Raw genomic sequence first — 16,764 nt, forward strand, 5'->3', positions numbered from 1 at the left:
GAGTACGCGGCCCCATCGTATAGCGGCCTAGTACGCTGCCCTCTCACGGCGGTAACGCGGGTTCGAATCCCGCTGGGGTCACAGATGAAACGGTCCCGGGCATTAGCCCGGGGCCGTTTTTCGTTGTGCCCCGATCCGTGCCCAGGGTTGGCCCTGCCCCGCCGTTCGCCACCTGGACACCCCACCCTTCCCGCACCGTAAGTTTTCCTGCTGGTCACCCAAGGTTTTCACAAGTCCTCCTCCCTAGGGTCAGTCCTATTACGACGGGTCGTGCCACGAGGGGGGCGCAGATGCATCGGTTGACTGGCACGGCGGTCAGATTCCACGCGAGGCGGGAAGCGGCTAAGGCCGTGCCAGCCGTGGTGCATCGCCTTCGGCTTCGTCGTTGGGTGGCTTTCCTGGTTGGGTTCCTGCTGATCGCGGGATATGGGGCGGTGGCTCTGCCGAATTCTTTGGGGCCCGGTCTGCACGCGCATAATTCGGGGCCAGCCGCCGGGCAGGACTCCTCGTCGTTGGTCGGACCGCACATTCATAACGCGGCGCAGCCCGCCGCGGCGACGGAGGCTGTTCCCATTCTCTTGTCGCGGACCGGGTGGACGGCCACGGCCAGCGACGCCGAGACCGCCCGTATCAACGGCCGGGCCAGCAACGTGCTGGACGGTAAATCTTCCACGATGTGGCACAGCCGGTGGTCGCCGGCACCGGCGGCACCGCTGCCGCACAGCATCACGATCGACACCAAGGCCACGCGCAGCATCGGGGGTTTCCGTCTTCTCCCGCGGACGGACGGCGCGAACGGTCGCGTGGGCACCTTCGAAATTCGGGTGAGCACTACCGGCACTGACTGGACCGTCGTCTCAACCGGAACCATGCCGGACACCGCCTCGGAGAAGACGGTGTCCTTCACCGCGGTGAACGCCCGCTACGTCCGGCTGACCGCGAGGTCCGAGGCGGGCAACCGCGGCCCGTGGAGCAGCGCCGCCGAGATCAACCTGCTCGCCGGGCAATCGGCATCCCCGTCGGGCGTGCTGCCGCGCGCCGGATGGACGGCCACGGCCAGCGACGCGGAGACCTCCCGCATCAACGGCCGGGCCGGCAATGTGCTTGACGGCAGTACCGCCACGATCTGGCACAGCAGGTGGTCCCCGGCCCCCGCGGCACCGCTGCCGCACACCATCACCATCGACACCAAGGCCACGCGCAGCATCGGGGGTGTCCGTTACCTTCCGCGTGCGGATGGCACGAACGGGCGCGTCGGAAACTACTCGATCAGGGTCAGCGCCGATGGCGCCAGCTGGAGCGACGTCGCCAGCGGCACCTGGCCGGACACCAGCGCGGAGAAGACGGTGTCATTCACGGCCGTGACTGCACGCTACGTCCGGCTGACCGCGAGCTCCGAGGCGGGGAAACGCGGTCCGTGGAGCAGCGCCGCCGAGATCAATCTGCTGGTAGGGCAAACTGTGTCCGCCTCGGGTGCATTGCCCCGCGTAGGGTGGACCGCGACGGCCAGCGACGCGGAGACCTCCCGCATCAACGGCAGGGCCAGCAATGTGCTCGACGGCAGTACCTCCACCATCTGGCACAGCAGGTGGTCCCCCGCCCCGGCCGCACCGCTGCCGCACACCATCACCATCGACACCAAGGCGGCGCGAACCATCGCGGGGCTCCGCTATCTCCCGCGAACGGACGGCACGAACGGGCGGGTCGGCACTTTCAAGATCGCGGTCAGCGACGACGGCACCACATGGAGCGACGCCGCGAGCGGCACCTGGCCGGACACCGGTGCGGAGAAGACGGTGAACTTCACCGCGGTCAGCGCCCGCTACGTCCGGCTGACCGCGACCACTGAGGCCGGCAACCGCGGTCCGTGGAGCAGCGCCGCCGAGATCAACCTCCTCGGCCCGTCCATTGGTTCCTGGGGTCCGACGATCAACTTCCCGCTGGTCCCGGCCGCGGCCGCGCTATTGCCGGGCAACCGGATGCTGACCTGGTCCGCGTATTCTCCCACCGCTTTTGGCGGCAGCAGGGGCTACACGCAGGCGTCCATCCTGAACCTGTCTACCGGTGTCGTGAGCCCGGCCCAGGTGGTCAACACCGGTCACGACATGTTCTGCCCCGGGACCTCGATGCTGCCGGACGGGAAAATCCTGATCAGCGGCGGCAGCAACAGCTCGAAAACCACTCTCTACAACCCTGCGACGAACGCCTGGTCCGCCGGGCCGGACATGATGATCCCCCGCGGCTACCAGAGCAATGTCACCACGTCCACCGGAGAGGTCTTTACCATCGGCGGTTCGTGGTCGGGCGGGTCGGGCAGCAAACACGGCGAGGTCTGGTCTGCGGAGGGCGGCTGGCGCCTCCTGCCGGACGTGCCGGTTGACAGCACCATGACCGCCGATCCCCGCGGCGCGTACCGGGCCGACAACCACACCTGGCTGTTTGCCGCCTCTGGCGGCCGGGTGTTCCAGGCCGGGCCCAGCCGCCAGATGAACTGGATCTCCACCACCGGCAACGGCAGCATCACCTCGGCCGGCAACCGCTCGGACAGCGCCGACGCCATGAACGGCGACGCCGTGATGTACGACGTCGGAAAGATCCTCACCGTGGGCGGGGCGCCGGCCTACGACGACTCTCCTGCCACGGCACGCGCCTACACCATCGACATCAACAACGGGGTCACCGCGGCCCGGACCGGCGACATGGCCGTCAGTCGGTCCTTCGCGAGCGGTGTCGCTCTGCCCGATGGGCAGGTTTTCGTCGCCGGCGGTCAGCCCATTCCGGTTCCGTTCAGCGATACCGACGCCAGGATGTCCCCGGAAATCTGGAACCCGGCCACGGGGGAGTGGACCACCCTGGCCCCCATGGCCATTCCCCGGACTTACCACAGCGTCGCACTGCTGCTCCCTGATGCCCGGATTTTCGTCGGCGGCGGCGGGCTCTGCGGCAACTGCACCACCAATCATCTGGACGGCGAGATTTTCACACCGCCCTACCTTCTGAACGACGACGGCAGCGAACGCTCCCGGCCGACGATCGTGACAGCACCGGCCACCGCGCCGGCCGGCAGCACGATTGCGGTGACCACCGGGGCGCCGGTCAGCAAGTTCTCCCTGATGCGGATGGGCACCGTCACCCACACCGTCAACACAGACCAGCGGCGGATCCCGGTCACCGCAACCGCTGTGTCCGGAAATACCGCAACGCTGAAACTGCCCGCTGATCGCGGGGTGCTGGTGCCGGGCACCTATCTCCTCTTCGCCATGGACTCAAAAGGCGTTCCCAGCGTCGCATCGACGATCACCATCAGCTGACGGCAGTGACATACCTGGAGACGGTCAGTCCGGCCTCCCCGCGGCTGCACAAGGACCCCGCCGCCCAGCATGCGGGGACCTTTTGTATTGCCCGGCGCTTGGCACCGCCATGAAATGGCATGATGATGCGGTGAGCTCCGAAGAAAACCACGGCACGGCCGTTGACCTGCTGGAAGCCGTCCATCGCGACCTTGCGACGACCGCGCTGCCGCTGGCCCTGCCCGGCTCGGACGAGGCACGGCTGGACATCCGCAACGCCCTGGCCCAGCTGGAGGACTACATCCTGCCGCGCTACCGGAGCCTGGACGCGCCGCTCCTCGCCGTCGTGGGCGGATCCACCGGCGCCGGGAAATCGACCCTGGTCAACGGCCTCGTGGGGCACGCCGTCACCCGCGCCGGCGCCATCCGGCCCACAACGCGCCAGCCCATACTGCTGCACCACCCCGCCGACGGCCGGTGGTTCGAGGACCAGAGAGTCCTGCCGAGCCTGAGCCGGATCCGCGGAACGGTGAACCATGAACCCCGGCCCGCCAGCCAGGCCGGGCCCACGCCGGACGCCGCCGCGATCACCTCGCTGGTGCTGGTCGCCGATCCGGCCGTACCGCAGGGGATCGCCCTGCTGGACGCTCCCGACGTCGACTCGGTGTCCGCTGACAACCGCCAGCTCGCCGGGCAGCTGCTGGCCGCCGCCGATTTGTGGGTGTTCGTCACCACCGCCAACCGCTATGCCGACGCCGTCCCCTGGCGCCTGCTGCTGGACGCCGCCTCCCGGGACATCATGGTGGCCGTGGTCCTGGACCGGGTCCCGCCGGCCGCCGAGGCCGAGGTCAGTGCCGACCTGCAGTCCATGCTCAGCAGGGAAGGCCTGGGCACCGCCCGCCTCTTCGTCGTCCCCGAGACGGCCTTGGACGGGATGGGGATGCTTCCGCCCGAAGCCGTGGATCCGTTGCGCGTCTGGGTGCAGGAACTCGCCGCAGATGCTGCCGGCCGGGCAGACATCGCCCGGCGGACGCTCAACGGGACCGTCAAAGCCTTGGGAAGCCGGGTCGAGGCAGTGGCCAAGGCCGCCGGGGACCAGGAACACGCCGCCGACGTCCTCGCCGGGGACGCCCGGGACGCCTACCGGGACGCTGTGGCACGGATCCTTGAGGCCACCCGGGACGGCGCCCTCCTGCGGGGCGAGGTCCTGGCCCGCTGGCAGGACTTCGTGGGCACCGGCGAGTTCTTCCGGGCGATGGAGCAGAACATCGGCCGGTTCCGGGACCGGCTGGGTGCCTTCTTCCGCGGCGAACCGGCACCGGCGGTGCGGGTGGAGACGGCGATCGAGACCGGACTGCAGGCCGTCATCATCGATGAGGCCGCCAACGCGGCCGAAGACACGGACCGGCGCTGGCGTTCCGATCCGGCCGGCCGCCAACTGCTGGGCGGCGACGACCTCTCCGGGACCTCCGACGGCTTCGCCGAAAAGGCTGCCGCCGAGATCCGGGCCTGGCAGGGGAGCCTCATGGAATTGATCCGGACCGAGGGCCAGGGCAAGCGCACGCAGGCCCGCTGGCTGTCCTTCGGCATCAACGGACTCGGCGCCGCCCTGATGATTGTCGTGTTCTCCATGACGGCCGGGCTGACCGGCCTGGAGGTGGGCGTCGCCGGCGGAACCGCCGTCGTCGGACAGCGGCTGCTGGAAGCGGTGTTTGGCGAGGACGCCGTCCGCCGGCTCGCCAAGACCGCCCGCGAGGACCTCCACGCCCGCTGCCAGCGGCTGCTCGAGGCGGAACAGGAGCGCTTCCTGGCCCGGCTTGAGTTCTCCGACGGGGTCGCTCCGGCGGTGCTCGCCGGCCACGCTGTGGCCCTGCGCCGGCTGGCGGCCTCCGCATGAGCCGCCACGGCGCCGCCGCACAGGCGTCCCGGCTGGACCGCCGGCTGGAGGCACTGAATGAGGCACGCGAACTGGCCGCGGGGGCGCTCCCGGAGGACGTTCTGGACAGCGTGCTCCAGGTGCTGGACCGGGCCAGTTCCCGACGTTCCCTCTCCGGTGACCACACCGTTGTCGGCTTCTTCGGGGCCACCGGCAGCGGAAAATCCTCCCTCTTCAACGCCGTCAGCGGCGAGGAAATCGCGACGGCGGCCGCCCGGCGGCCCACCACCTCCGAGCCGCTCGCCGGCATCTGGGGCGCCGAGGGCAGCGAGGCGCTGCTGGACTGGCTGGACGTCCGGAACCGGCACCATGCCGCGCCCATGCCCGGATTCGCCGATGAAGGCACTGGCCTGATCCTCCTGGACCTTCCCGACTTCGACTCCACCCGCGCCGCCAACCGGGAGATCGTGGAGCGGATGGTGGGGCTGGTGGACGTCCTGGTCTGGGTGCTCGATCCGCAGAAATACGCCGACGCCGCGGTCCACAACGACTTCCTCACCCCGCTGGCCTCCCACGGCGCCGTCACCCTGGTGGTGCTGAACCAGGTGGACCGGCTCCCGGAGCGGGACGTGCCCCCGGTCCTGGAGTCACTCAAGGGCATCCTGGCCCGGGACGGGCTGGGCAAGGTGCAGGTCCTTGGCGCCTCCGCCGTTGCAGGGACCGGCGTGGACAAGGTCCGCGCCGCCATCCGCCAGGTGGCCACGCAGCGCCAGGCCCAGTCCCAGCGGCTGGGGGCGGACGTCACGGCGGCCTCGGCCCGGCTGGCCGAGGCGTCCGGCAGCGGTGAGGCGGCCGGGGTCAGCGCAGCGTCGAAGGCCCGGCTGGCGGAGGAGCTGGCGGTCGCCGCCAACGTTCCGGTGGTGGTGGACGCCGTGGTCCGGTCGTACCGGCTGGAGGCGACCCGCCGCACCGGATGGCCTGTGACGCGCTGGCTGGTCCGGTTCCGGCCCGATCCGCTGCGGCGCCTCAACCTGCGCCGGGAAGGCGCCAACCCCGAACTGAACCGCACCTCACTGCCGCCGGCCGGCGCCCCGGAGCGGGCCCGCGCGGACGCCGCCGTCCGTGAATTTGCCGACGCCACGTCCGACGGCGCCCCGGGGCCCTGGCGAGCCGTCATCCGCGGTGCCGCCCGCGAGGGCCGCGAGCAGCTTCCCGATGCCCTGGACCAGGCCATCGCGTCCACAGAGCTGAAGGCGGGCGGCACATCCTGGTGGTGGACGCCGTTCAACATCGTCCAGTGGTTTGCCCTGCTGACAGCCTTCGGCGGTTTCGCCTGGCTGGGAGTTCTTGCCGCGCTGGGCTATTTGCAGCTGCCCGTGCCGGAGGTTCCGCTGGTGGAGGGCTGGCCGGTGCCGACCGTCATGATCGCCGGCGGAGCGCTGCTGGGGATTGTGCTGGCCGTCCTGGCGAAGTTCATCGCCGGCGCAGCCGCCCGGGCACGCGGCGCGACGGCCCGGAAACGGCTCAAGGGGTCCGTCGCGGCCGTGGCGGAGGACTATGTTGTGGAGCCGGTGGCGCTTGAGGTGAGCCGGCTGGCGTCCTTTAACAAGGCACTGCAGACGGCGGCGCGCTGACTGATCCAGCGGCGGCGGCGTTGGGCTGCTGCACCGTTCTGGTAAAAAGTGCTGCTGCGCCTACAACAACGCTGCGGCGTCCCGGACTTTGATCATGGTGCGCAGGTTGCGCGTGGTGGTGGACGCCTTGTACTTGGGTTTCGAGGACAGCTTGCTGAACGGGCTGTCCAGGGTTCCGCCGGCCGGCGCCAGCCAGGCCAGGGCTTCCGGGCCGAGCCGGGTCAGCTCGGTGCCGTCCAACGCGGAGCCGGCCGTATAGAGCTCACCCAGCACTCCGGCGTCCGAGCCGAGGGTGAGGTAGGTGTGGGTGGAGGTGTCGTCCGCGGGGTAGGGGCACGCCGCCACGAGTTCACTCACCCGGTCCGCCGACAGGACCACCACCCAGGCGTCATATCCGAAGGCCTCCCGGAGGCACGCTTCGAATTGCTCCTTGACTCCGGCGGGGGACAGCTCGCTCGAAAGCACAACGTTCCCGCTGGCCAGGAGCGTCTTCACGCCCGTAAACGGACGGGACTTCAGGACTTCCTTCAGGTCGCCCATCTTGATGGTGATGCCGCCGACATTGACTCCGCGCAGGAACACCGCATAGCTGCTCATGCGGACAGCCTATGCCGTCAGTCGTTGGTTTTGCGCAGCGCCTCGGTCAGTACGCGGGCCGCGTTGCAGACCACTTCGGCGTGCAGCCGGCCGGGCTGGCGGGTCAGGCGTTCGATGGGGCCGGAGATCGATACGGCGGCGATCACCCGGCCGGACGGGCCGCGCACAGGCGCCGAGACGGAGGCGACTCCCGGCTCGCGTTCGCCGAGGCTCTGGCCCCAGCCCCGGCGTCGTACTCCGGCCAGGACGGTGGGGGTGAAGCGGGCGGCCTGCAGGCCTTCCAGGAGGCGGTCGTGGTCCTCCCACGCGAGCAGCACCTGGGCGGCAGAGCCGGCCTTCATGGACAACTGGGTGCCGACGGGAATGGTGTCGCGCAGGCCGATGGGCCGTTCGGCGGAGGCCACGCAGACGCGCCAGTCGCCCTGCCGGCGGAAGATCTGGGCGCTTTCGCCGGTGGCGTCGCGGAGCTGCATCAGGACGGGGCCGGCGGAGGCGATCAAGCGGTCCTCGCCGGCTGCCGAGGCGAGCTCCACGAGGCGGCTGCCCAGGACAAAGCGGCCCTGGATGTCACGGCTGACCAGCCGGTGATGGACCAGCGCCAGTGCCAGCCGGTGCACGGTGGGCCTCGCCAGTCCCGTGGCTGCAACAAGCTGCGCCAGGGTGGTGGGGCCGGCCTCAAGTGCGTCAAGCACATGGGCCGCTTTATCGATGACACCGACTCCACTAGAATTGTCCATGTAATGATATTGCCGTCTCATTATCTGAGATGCAAGTCAACGCGCTGGCGTATTACGCGGGAGTGCTGATTCAGTGGAGACAGCAAGCTGGCAAGTACGTAGACCGCAGTGAAGGGAGCAGGCCGTGGCAAAGACACTGGCCGAGAAAGTCTGGGACGCGCACGTGGTGCGAAAGGGCGACGGCGAAGGAGCCAACGCCCAGCCCGACCTTCTTTTCATCGACCTCCACCTGGTGCACGAGGTGACGTCGCCGCAGGCCTTTGAGGGCCTCCGCCTGGCCGGGCGCCCGCTGCGCCGGCCCGACCTCACCATCGCCACCGAGGACCACAACACTCCCACGCTGGACATCGACAAGCCAATCGCCGATCTCACCAGCCGCACGCAGATCCAGACCCTGCGCAACAACTGCCAGGAATTCGGCGTCCGCCTGCACTCCCTGGGCGACGCCGAGCAGGGCATCGTCCACGTCGTCGGCCCGCAGCTCGGCCTCACCCAGCCCGGCATGACTGTGGTTTGCGGCGACTCGCACACCTCCACCCATGGGGCGTTCGGCGCCCTGGCGATGGGCATCGGCACGTCCGAGGTGGAGCACGTGATGGCCACCCAGACGCTGTCCCTGAAGCCGTTCAAGACCATGGCCATCAACGTCGAGGGCACCCTGCGCCCCGGCGTGTCCGCCAAGGACATCATCCTGGCCGTCATTGCCAAGATCGGCACCGGCGGGGGACAGGGCTACGTGCTCGAATACCGTGGCTCCGCGATCCGGGCACTGTCCATGGAAGCCCGGATGACCATCTGCAACATGTCCATCGAAGCCGGCGCCCGCGCCGGACTCGTCGCCCCGGACCAGACCACCTACGACTACATGTTCGGCCGCCCGCACGCTCCGCAGGGCGCCGAGTGGGCCGCCGCCGTCGAGTACTGGAACACCCTGCGCTCCGAGGACGACGCAACGTTCGACGTCGAAGTGGACCTCGACGCCGACACCCTGGAACCGTTTGTAACGTGGGGGACCAACCCCGGCCAGGGCGTGTCCCTGTCCGCCAAGGTGCCGTCCCCCGAGGACTTCGGCGACGAGAACGCCAAGGCCGCGGCGGAACGAGCGCTGCAGTACATGGGTTTGGAGGCCGGCACCCCGATGAAGGACATCCGGGTGGACACCGTCTTCCTGGGGTCCTGCACCAACTCCCGGATGGAGGACCTCCGCGCCGCGGCGGACATCATCCGCGGCCGCACCAAGGACCCCAACATCCGGATGCTCGTGGTCCCGGGATCCGCCCGCGTCCGCCTCGAAGCCGAAGCCGAGGGCCTGGACAAGGTCTTCAAGGACTTCGGCGCCGAGTGGCGCTTCGCCGGCTGTTCCATGTGCCTGGGCATGAACCCGGACCAGCTGGAACCGGGGGAGCGCTGCGCCTCCACCTCCAACCGCAACTTCGAGGGCCGCCAGGGCAAGGGCGGCCGCACCCATCTGGTCTCCCCGGTGGTGGCGGCGGCGACGGCGGTTCGCGGCACCCTGAGTTCTCCCTCGGACCTGGACCCCGCTCCGGAATCCGCTGCGCTCAGCACCGACGCCGCGTAGCGTCCCACAGTCCCTGATCCGCACAGCACCCGATCCACCCAGCACCGAAGGATCCGCCATGGAAAAGTTCACCACCCACACCGGCGTCGGCGTCCCGCTGCGCCAGAGCAACGTCGACACGGACCAGATCATCCCGGCCGTCTACCTCAAGCGCATCACCCGCACCGGCTTTGAGGATGCCTTGTTCGCGGCCTGGCGCAAGGACCCCGCGTTCATCCTGAACCAGGAACCGTTCAACGCCGGCTCCGTACTGGTGGCCGGCCCGGACTTCGGCACTGGATCCTCCCGTGAGCATGCCGTCTGGGCGCTTAAGGACTACGGCTTCAAGACCGTGCTGTCCTCGCGCTTCGCGGACATCTTCCGCGGCAACTCCGGAAAGCAGGGACTGCTCGCCGCCGAGCTGGCCCAGGATGACATTGAACTCATCTGGAAGGAACTGGAGAACGCCCCCGGCACCGCGGTCACCGTGGACCTCGTCTCCAAGACCGTCCGGTGCAGCAACATCGTGGCGCCGTTCGAAATCGACGACTACACCCGCTGGCGCCTCCTCGAAGGCCTGGACGATATCGGCCTGACCCTCCAGCACGAGGAAGACATCACCGCGTTCGAGGCCACCCGGCCCAGCTTCAAGCCGAAGACGCTGCCCGCCAAGCTGTCCTGAGGCTTCAGGGCCAGTTCGGTCCTTCACAACAGAGTGCCGCCGTCGAGATATTCGACGGCGGCACTCTGTTCTTGAATCGTGTGAGGTACCCCCCGGAGCTACCGGCTGACACCTGCAGTTGCTGCGGACATCCTTGAGGCAGTGGTGTAGCCGGTTTTTCGTCCGGTGACTCGGACGGTGAGTGTCTTACCCGCGTCCGTGGCGGTGAGTTTGTGGGTGGAGGCGGTGGCGCCKGTGAYGGCGATGCCGGAGCGGTACCACTGGTACGTCAGGGTTACAGGGGCCGGGGACCAGGTTCCCGGCGTCGCGGTCAGTGTGTATCCGACCTTGGACGTGCCTGTGATATTTGGTGCGGCAGGAGACAGTGTGCCCGCTGTGATGGCCGGTGTTGCTGCGGACGTCCGTGAGGCAGTGGTGTAGCCGGTTTTTCGTCCGGTGACTCGGACGGTGAGTGTCTTACCCGCGTCCGTGKCGGTGAGTTTGTGGGTGGAGGCGGTGGCGCCGGTGAYGGCGATGCCGGAGCGGTACCACTGGTACGTSAGGGTTACAGGGGCCGGGGACCAGGTTCCCGGCGTCGCGGTCAGTGTGTATCCGACCTTGGACGTGCCTGCGATCTTGGGTGCAGTAGCTGCCGTCAGCGACGGGTTGATCGCCACTGCGGTGACGTTGAGGGTGGCGAGGTCTTGGAAGCTGGTGGATGAGTTTCCCAGGGTGTCGCGAAGTGGGTAGAGCGTGACGTTCCAGGTGCCGGAGGCGGCGCCTTGGGGAATCGTCATGGAGCGTTCCCAGATTCCGTCTTTCGTGGTGCCGGAGGTCAGCGTCATGCTGCCGAAGCCGTGGGTTTGGCCGGTGGCGTCGTGGCCGAGGAGCACGACCGGTGCGGTGACGCCGGTGGCATCCGTCAGCCGAAGGCGTACTTTTACGGTTGCCGGCCCGGTGGCGATGCTCAGTGACGTTGGTGAAACGGTCGGGCTATGGAGCACCGGCCCTGTCACATCCGAGGCTAGACCGGTGACGTTGAGGGTGGCGAGGTCTTGGAAGCTGGTGGATGAGTTTCCGAGGGTGTCGCTAAGTGGGTAGAGCGTGACGTTCCAGGTGCCGGTTGCGGCGCCTTGGGGAATCGTCATGGAGCGTTCCCAGATTCCGTCTTTGGTGGTGCCGGAGATCAGCGTCATGCTGCCGAAGCCGTGGCTTTGGCCGGTGGCGTCGTGGCCGAGGAGCACGAACGGTGCGCTGACGCCGGTGGCATCCGTCAGCCGGAGCTTTACTTTTACGGTTGCCGGCCCGGTGGCGATGCTGAGTGACGTTGGCGACACGGTCGGGCTATGGAGCACCGGACCTGTCACGTCCGCGGCTAGACCGGTGACGTTGAGGGTGGCGAGGTCCTGGAAGCTGGTGGATGAGTTTCCGAGGGTGTCGCGCAGCGGGTAGAGCGTGACGTTCCAGGTGCCGGTTGCGGCGCCTTGGGGAATCGTCATGGAGCGTTCCCAGATTCCGTCTTTGGTGGTGCCGGAGATCAGCGTCATGCTGCCGAAGCCGTGGCTTTGGCCGGTGGCGTCGTGGCCGAGGAGCACGAACGGTGCGCTGACGCCGGTGGCATCAGTCAGCCGGAGGGTTACCTTCACGGTGGCCGGCCCGGTGGCGATGCTCAGTGAAGTTGGTGACACGGTAGGGCCATGGAGCACTGGCCCTGACACATCCGAGGCGGCGGAAACTGTCGGCGCCGCTACCAGTGAAAGAATCGTTGCTAAGGCAAGCGACATCGCAATCGAAGCGAGAGATGAAGTGGATCTAGAGTTCACGAAGATCAAGGGCCCCCAGTTAAGTGCGGTCCAGGATGACCGCCAAAGTATGTATCCGCGACGGCGGACTTCGTGATATTAGCGGATCGCTAAGCTGAACCTGTCCAGGGCGCACGCGTGCCGTCGGCAGGGCTGCGAAACTGTGCCGTATTTCAGATCGGTAACGCTAGCTCCTATGCTTAGCAAGTGCCTTTGTAAGGATTTGGGGGCGAGTAGTCGTGAGGAAACCGGTATATGAGTAGTGTTCTGACAATCCGCGGAGGCGTCCCGCTGACTGGCCGCGTCACCGTGCGTGGGGCCAAGAATCTTGTCCCCAAGGCCATGGTGGCTGCCCTGCTGGGCAACGAGCCGTCCGTGCTGCGCAACGTCCCAGAGATCAAGGACGTCGAGGTTGTCACCAGCCTGCTCCAGCTCCACGGAGTCACCGTCGAGAAGGACCCCATCACGGGGGACCTCACCCTCGATCCGACCAACGCGAAGACGGCCTCCCATACGGCCATCGACGCGCACGCCGGCGACTCCCGCATCCCGATCCTGCTGTGCGGTCCCTTGATCCACGCGATCGGCGAGGCCTTCATCCCCGATCTGGGCGGCTGCAAGATCGGCGATCGCCCCATCGACTACCACCTGAACGTGCTGCGGCAGTTCGGCGCCGTGGTGGAGAAGCGCCCCGGCGGCATCCACATCTCCGCGCCCGGCGGCCTTAAAGGCGCCAAGATTTCGCTGCCGTACCCGTCCGTCGGCGCCACCGAGCAGGTCCTGCTGAGCGCCACGCGGGCCGAGGGCATCACGGAGCTCTCCGGCGCGGCCACCGAGCCGGAGATCGTAGACCTCATCGCGGTGCTGCAGAAGATGGGCGCCATCATCAGCGTCCAGACGGACCGCACCATCCGCATCGAGGGTGTCCCGGACCTCGGCGGCTACAACCACCGCGCCCTCTCGGACCGCAACGAGTCGGCGTCCTGGGCCTCCGCGGCGCTGGTCACCCGGGGCGACATCTTCGTTGAGGGCGCCACCCAGCGCGACATGATGACCTTCCTCAACACCTACCGCAAGGTGGGCGGCGGAATGGACATCGGCGATGACGGCATCCGCTTTTATCACAAGGGCGGCAAGCTCAACCCGCTGGTCCTCGAGACGGACGTGCACCCCGGGTTCATGACCGACTGGCAGCAGCCGCTGATCGTTGCCCTGACGCAGGCCGAGGGCGTGTCGATTGTCCACGAAACCGTGTACGAAAACCGGTTCGGCTTCACGGATGCCCTCATCCGGATGGGCGCCAACATCCAGGTGCACCGCGAATGCCTGGGCAGCGTCCCGTGCCGTTTCGGCCAGCGCAACTTCCTGCATTCAGCCGTGATTTCCGGACCCGCCCAGCTGACCGGCACGGACATCGACGTTCCGGATCTGCGCGGCGGTTTCAGCCACCTGATCGCGGCACTGGCCGCCAGCGGCACGTCACGGGTCACCGGAATCGACATCATCAACCGCGGCTACGAGCGCTTTACGGAGAAGCTCGCCGGCCTGGGCGCCGATTTCGACATCACCTCGGCCGAGTAGCGGGAACCCGGTGAAGGAATCGGCCAAGAGCCACACCACGTTTGTCGTCGTTGCCGGGATCGTCCGGCCGATCATGAACCTCCTGATGCGCAAGCAATGGATGGGCCTGGAGAAGCTGCCTGCCGGCGGCTTCATCGCAGCACCCAACCACTGCACCGAAATCGATCCCCTGGTGGTGGGGCACATGCTCTACAACCAGAAGCGGATGCCGCGCTTCCTGGCTAAGGCGGGACTCTTCAAGGTGCCAGTGCTGGGCTTCGTGCTCCGCGCCACCAAGCAGGTCCCGGTGGAACGCTCGACGTCGGGAGCCAACCGCTCGTTGCAGATCGCCAAGGAAGTGGTGGACGAGGGCGGCGCCATCATCATCTACCCCGAGGGCACACTGACCCGGGACCCTGAGCTGTGGCCGATGAAGGGCCACACCGGTGCCGCGCGCATGGCGCTTGAAGGCGGGATCCCCGTGGTGCCGATTGCGCACTGGGGTGCCCACGAGGTCCTTCCGCGCTATGCCAAGCGGATGTATATCTTCCCGCGGAAGACTTCGCGCCTGGTGGTGGGCGACCCGGTGGACCTGAGCGCGTTCGCCGGACGTCCGCTGGACAAGGCCACCCTCACTGAGGCAACCAACGTGATCATGGAGGCCATCACCGAGCTCCTGGCGACCCTCCGCGGCGGACAGCCTCCGCTGGTCCGCTGGGACCCCACGGCCCACAACCAGTCCACGCACGGCCGCTTCATCGAACAGGGCGGCAAAGCCGGGGGAACCGCAAGCGGCACGCCCGACGACGGAACGTCCGACGCCGGGACGGCTACCGGCGCGGACGGAGCCAAATGACGGCGGACTTCGGCGGGACAGGCACCGCCACTACGGTGGCCGTCCTCGGGGCAGGGTCCTGGGGGACCACCTTCGCAAAGATCCTGGCTGACGCCGCCACGGCCTCCGGCGTCGAGCGCGACATCCGGCTCTGGGGCCGGCGCGGCGAAGTTGTTGACCAGGTCAACCTGAAGCACCGCAACGAGCAGTACCTCAAGGACATCGCACTTCCGCCGAGCATCACCGCGTCCACCGACGTCGCGGAAGTGCTCGCGGGCGCCCAGCTGGTGGTCCTGGCCGTTCCGGCCCAGACCCTGAGGCCGCAACTGCGGGCATGGAAGAATCTGGTGGAACCGGGAGCCCTGGTGGTTTCCCTGATGAAGGGCCTCGAGCTGCACTCCGACGCCCGGATGAGCGAAGTTATCTCCGAGGAACTCGGCGTCCCCGCCAGCCGGATCGCCGTGGTCTCCGGACCCAACCTGGCCATGGAAATCGCCCGGGAGGAGCCCACCGCGTCCGTGGTGGCCTGCTCTGACCCGATTGCTGCCGGCTGGATCGCGCGCAGCTGCACCGCACCCTACTTCCGCCCGTACACCACGGGCGACGTCGTCGGCGTCGAGATCGGCGGGATCGTCAAGAACATCATCGCGCTGGCCGTTGGCATCTGCGAGGGCAAACGGATGGGCGACAACACCAAGGCGTCGGTCATCACGCGCGGCCTCGCGGAAACCTCGAGGCTCTCGCTCGCCCTGGGCGGCGAAGTGCAGACGATGGCCGGCCTGGCCGGCCTCGGCGACCTCGTGGCGACGTGTTCCTCGCCGCTGTCCCGGAACCACACGGCCGGACGGCTGCTGGGCAGGGGCCTGACCCTGGATGAGGTGACGGCCGAAATGACGCAGACCGCCGAGGGAATCAAGTCCGCGCAGGCTGTCCATGAGCTGGCCGGCAAGCTCGGCGTCGAGATGCCCATCACCGCGGCGGTGGTCGCCGTGCTGACCGGAAAGCTGTCCGTCGACGAACTGGGACCGCTGCTGCTGTCCCGGGACCTGAAACCCGAAGGCGATTACTGAGCGTGACTAAACAAAACGTGAACCCAGAAGGCCAGGCTTCCCGGCCCCGCGTGGCAGTGCTCTTCGGCGGCCGTTCCAGCGAACACGCGGTCAGCTGCGTGACGGCGGCCGGGGTCCTCGGCGCCATCGACCAGACGAAGTATGAGGTCATCCCGATCGGGATCGCCAAGACCGGCCAGTGGGTGCTGGCCTCCGGCGACACCCACGACTGGTCACTCTCGGCCTCGTCCCTGCCCGAGGTTGCTGCCTCGGCCAAGACCGTGGCGCTGACCGAAATCGGTGGCGCACACCAGCTGATCGTGGCAGCCCCGAACGAGGTTCCGCAGGAACTCGGCGCCGTGGACGTTGTGTTCCCGCTGCTGCACGGCCCGTTCGGCGAGGACGGCACCATCCAGGGCTTCCTGGAGCTGTCCGACACCCGTTACGTGGGCGCCGGTGTGCTGGCCTCCGCTGTCGGCATGGACAAGCACTTCATGAAGGTGGTGTTTGAATCCGCCGGACTCCGCGTGGGGCCGTACATCGCCGTCACGGACCGGCAGTGGCGCAATGATCCCGAGACGGTCCGTAAGCGCGTGGACCAGCTCGGCTTCCCGGTCTTCGTCAAGCCCGCACGCGCCGGCTCGTCCATGGGCATCTCCAAGGTGGACTCCCTCGGGGGCCTGGACGCCGCGATCGAGGCCGCCCGCGAACATGATCCCAAGCTTGTTATCGAGGCCGGCATCGTGGGCCGTGAAATCGAATGCGCCGTGCTGGAGGGACGGGGGACCGACGCTCCCCGCACGTCCATGCCCGGCGAAATTTCCGTGGCCGGCGGCGGGCACGAGTTCTACGACTTCAACGCCAAATACGTGGACGACGCCGCGGCCCTCAGCTGCCCGGCCGACCTCCCGGACGAAGCCATCGCCCGGGTCCGTGAGCTGGCCGCCGTCGCGTTCGACGCCGTCGGAGCCGAGGGCCTGAGCCGGGTGGACTTCTTCTACACACCCGAGGGCGAACTCATCGTCAACGAGATCAACACCATGCCCGGGTTCACGCCGAAGAGCATGTACCCGCAAATGTGGAAGGCCTCCGGCCTGGGCTACGCCGAGCTGATCGACGAACTGATCCACTTGGCGCTGCACCGCAGAACCGGTCTGCGGTAGGG

Annotated in this window: 12 protein-coding genes and 1 tRNA gene; 10 read left to right on the forward strand and 3 right to left on the reverse strand. The window is 68.0% G+C overall.

The genetic code is table 11. The features are described 5' to 3' along the window. Positions 1–8: 8 nt before the first annotated feature. The 4 genes from ASE96_RS04310 to ASE96_RS04325 all read left to right on the forward strand — a co-directional run bounded on the left by ASE96_RS04310 (position 9) and on the right by ASE96_RS04325 (position 6,800). Positions 9–81, forward strand: a tRNA-Glu gene (locus ASE96_RS04310). Between the two features lie 497 nt (positions 82–578). Next, on the forward strand, positions 579–3,311 hold the full coding sequence (locus tag ASE96_RS04315; protein WP_200912979.1) for a discoidin domain-containing protein: 2,733 nt from the start codon (positions 579–581) through the stop codon (positions 3,309–3,311). Between the two features lie 109 nt (positions 3,312–3,420). Next, the gene (locus ASE96_RS04320; RefSeq protein ID WP_056426379.1) at positions 3,421–5,187 is read left to right on the forward strand and encodes a dynamin family protein; all 1,767 of its coding nucleotides are present in this window, start codon (positions 3,421–3,423) and stop codon (positions 5,185–5,187) included. Continuing rightward, positions 5,184–6,800: a GTPase gene (locus tag ASE96_RS04325; RefSeq protein WP_056426381.1), complete on the forward strand. Its 1,617-nt coding sequence runs from the start codon at positions 5,184–5,186 to the stop codon at positions 6,798–6,800. Before ASE96_RS04320 ends, ASE96_RS04325 begins: the two co-directional genes overlap by 4 nt. A 60-nt stretch (positions 6,801–6,860) precedes the next feature. Here the strand turns inward: ASE96_RS04325 and ASE96_RS04330 are convergent, their stop codons facing one another. Continuing rightward, the gene (locus tag ASE96_RS04330; RefSeq protein WP_056426384.1) at positions 6,861–7,397 is read right to left on the reverse strand and encodes a DUF1697 domain-containing protein; all 537 of its coding nucleotides are present in this window, start codon (positions 7,395–7,397) and stop codon (positions 6,861–6,863) included. A 17-nt stretch (positions 7,398–7,414) separates the two neighbouring features. Further along, positions 7,415–8,134, reverse strand: a complete 720-nt coding sequence (locus ASE96_RS04335) for an IclR family transcriptional regulator (protein WP_056426387.1) — start codon at positions 8,132–8,134, stop codon at positions 7,415–7,417. A gap of 124 nt (positions 8,135–8,258) precedes the next feature. Here ASE96_RS04335 and leuC point away from each other — a divergent pair, with 124 nt between their 5' ends. Both leuC and leuD read left to right on the forward strand, forming a co-directional pair. Further along, positions 8,259–9,713 carry a 3-isopropylmalate dehydratase large subunit gene (gene leuC, locus ASE96_RS04340; protein WP_056426390.1) on the forward strand — a complete coding sequence of 485 codons (1,455 nt, stop codon included), beginning with the start codon at positions 8,259–8,261 and terminating at the stop codon, positions 9,711–9,713. Between the two features lie 58 nt (positions 9,714–9,771). Beyond that, a complete protein-coding gene (gene leuD / locus ASE96_RS04345; RefSeq protein ID WP_056426394.1) occupies positions 9,772–10,374 on the forward strand; it encodes a 3-isopropylmalate dehydratase small subunit in 603 nt (200 codons plus the stop codon). 98 nt (positions 10,375–10,472) lie between these two features. Here the strand turns inward: leuD and ASE96_RS04350 are convergent, their stop codons facing one another. After that, entirely contained in the window at positions 10,473–12,041 is a 1,569-nt protein-coding gene (locus ASE96_RS04350; protein WP_056426398.1) for a hypothetical protein, read from the reverse strand. A gap of 369 nt (positions 12,042–12,410) precedes the next feature. Here ASE96_RS04350 and murA point away from each other — a divergent pair, with 369 nt between their 5' ends. From murA to ASE96_RS04370, 4 genes are read left to right on the forward strand one after another with little or no spacing between them, the layout of a single operon-like run. Next, a complete protein-coding gene (gene murA, locus ASE96_RS04355) occupies positions 12,411–13,736 on the forward strand; it encodes a UDP-N-acetylglucosamine 1-carboxyvinyltransferase (RefSeq protein ID WP_056426400.1) in 1,326 nt (441 codons plus the stop codon). Between the two features lie 10 nt (positions 13,737–13,746). Further along, positions 13,747–14,571, forward strand: a complete 825-nt coding sequence (locus tag ASE96_RS04360) for a lysophospholipid acyltransferase family protein (protein WP_082492562.1) — start codon at positions 13,747–13,749, stop codon at positions 14,569–14,571. After that, positions 14,568–15,620 (forward strand): NAD(P)H-dependent glycerol-3-phosphate dehydrogenase, encoded by a 1,053-nt coding sequence (locus tag ASE96_RS04365; RefSeq protein ID WP_056426404.1) that lies wholly within the window; start codon positions 14,568–14,570, stop codon positions 15,618–15,620. The genes ASE96_RS04360 and ASE96_RS04365 overlap by 4 nt, the downstream gene beginning before the upstream one ends. Further along, positions 15,617–16,762 carry a D-alanine--D-alanine ligase family protein gene (locus tag ASE96_RS04370; protein ID WP_200912991.1) on the forward strand — a complete coding sequence of 382 codons (1,146 nt, stop codon included), beginning with the start codon at positions 15,617–15,619 and terminating at the stop codon, positions 16,760–16,762. Before ASE96_RS04365 ends, ASE96_RS04370 begins: the two co-directional genes overlap by 4 nt. Positions 16,763–16,764: the final 2 nt, after the last annotated feature.

The organism is Arthrobacter sp. Leaf69 (genome assembly GCF_001422645.1).
In the GTDB taxonomy this organism is placed as follows: domain Bacteria; phylum Actinomycetota; class Actinomycetes; order Actinomycetales; family Micrococcaceae; genus Arthrobacter.

Excerpts from the sequence above, each read along its gene's own strand:
- murA (WP_056426400.1), top strand. The coding sequence starts at position 12,411 with ATGAGTAGTGTTCTGACAATCCGCGGAGGCGTCCCGCTGACTGGCCGC.
- leuD (WP_056426394.1), top strand. The coding sequence starts at position 9,772 with ATGGAAAAGTTCACCACCCACACCGGCGTCGGCGTCCCGCTGCGCCAG.
- ASE96_RS04330 (WP_056426384.1), bottom strand. The coding sequence starts at position 7,397 with ATGAGCAGCTATGCGGTGTTCCTGCGCGGAGTCAATGTCGGCGGCATC.
- ASE96_RS04365 (WP_056426404.1), top strand. The coding sequence starts at position 14,568 with ATGACGGCGGACTTCGGCGGGACAGGCACCGCCACTACGGTGGCCGTC.
- ASE96_RS04320 (WP_056426379.1), top strand. The coding sequence starts at position 3,421 with ATGAAATGGCATGATGATGCGGTGAGCTCCGAAGAAAACCACGGCACG.
- ASE96_RS04325 (WP_056426381.1), top strand. The coding sequence starts at position 5,184 with ATGAGCCGCCACGGCGCCGCCGCACAGGCGTCCCGGCTGGACCGCCGG.
- ASE96_RS04335 (WP_056426387.1), bottom strand. The coding sequence starts at position 8,134 with ATGGACAATTCTAGTGGAGTCGGTGTCATCGATAAAGCGGCCCATGTG.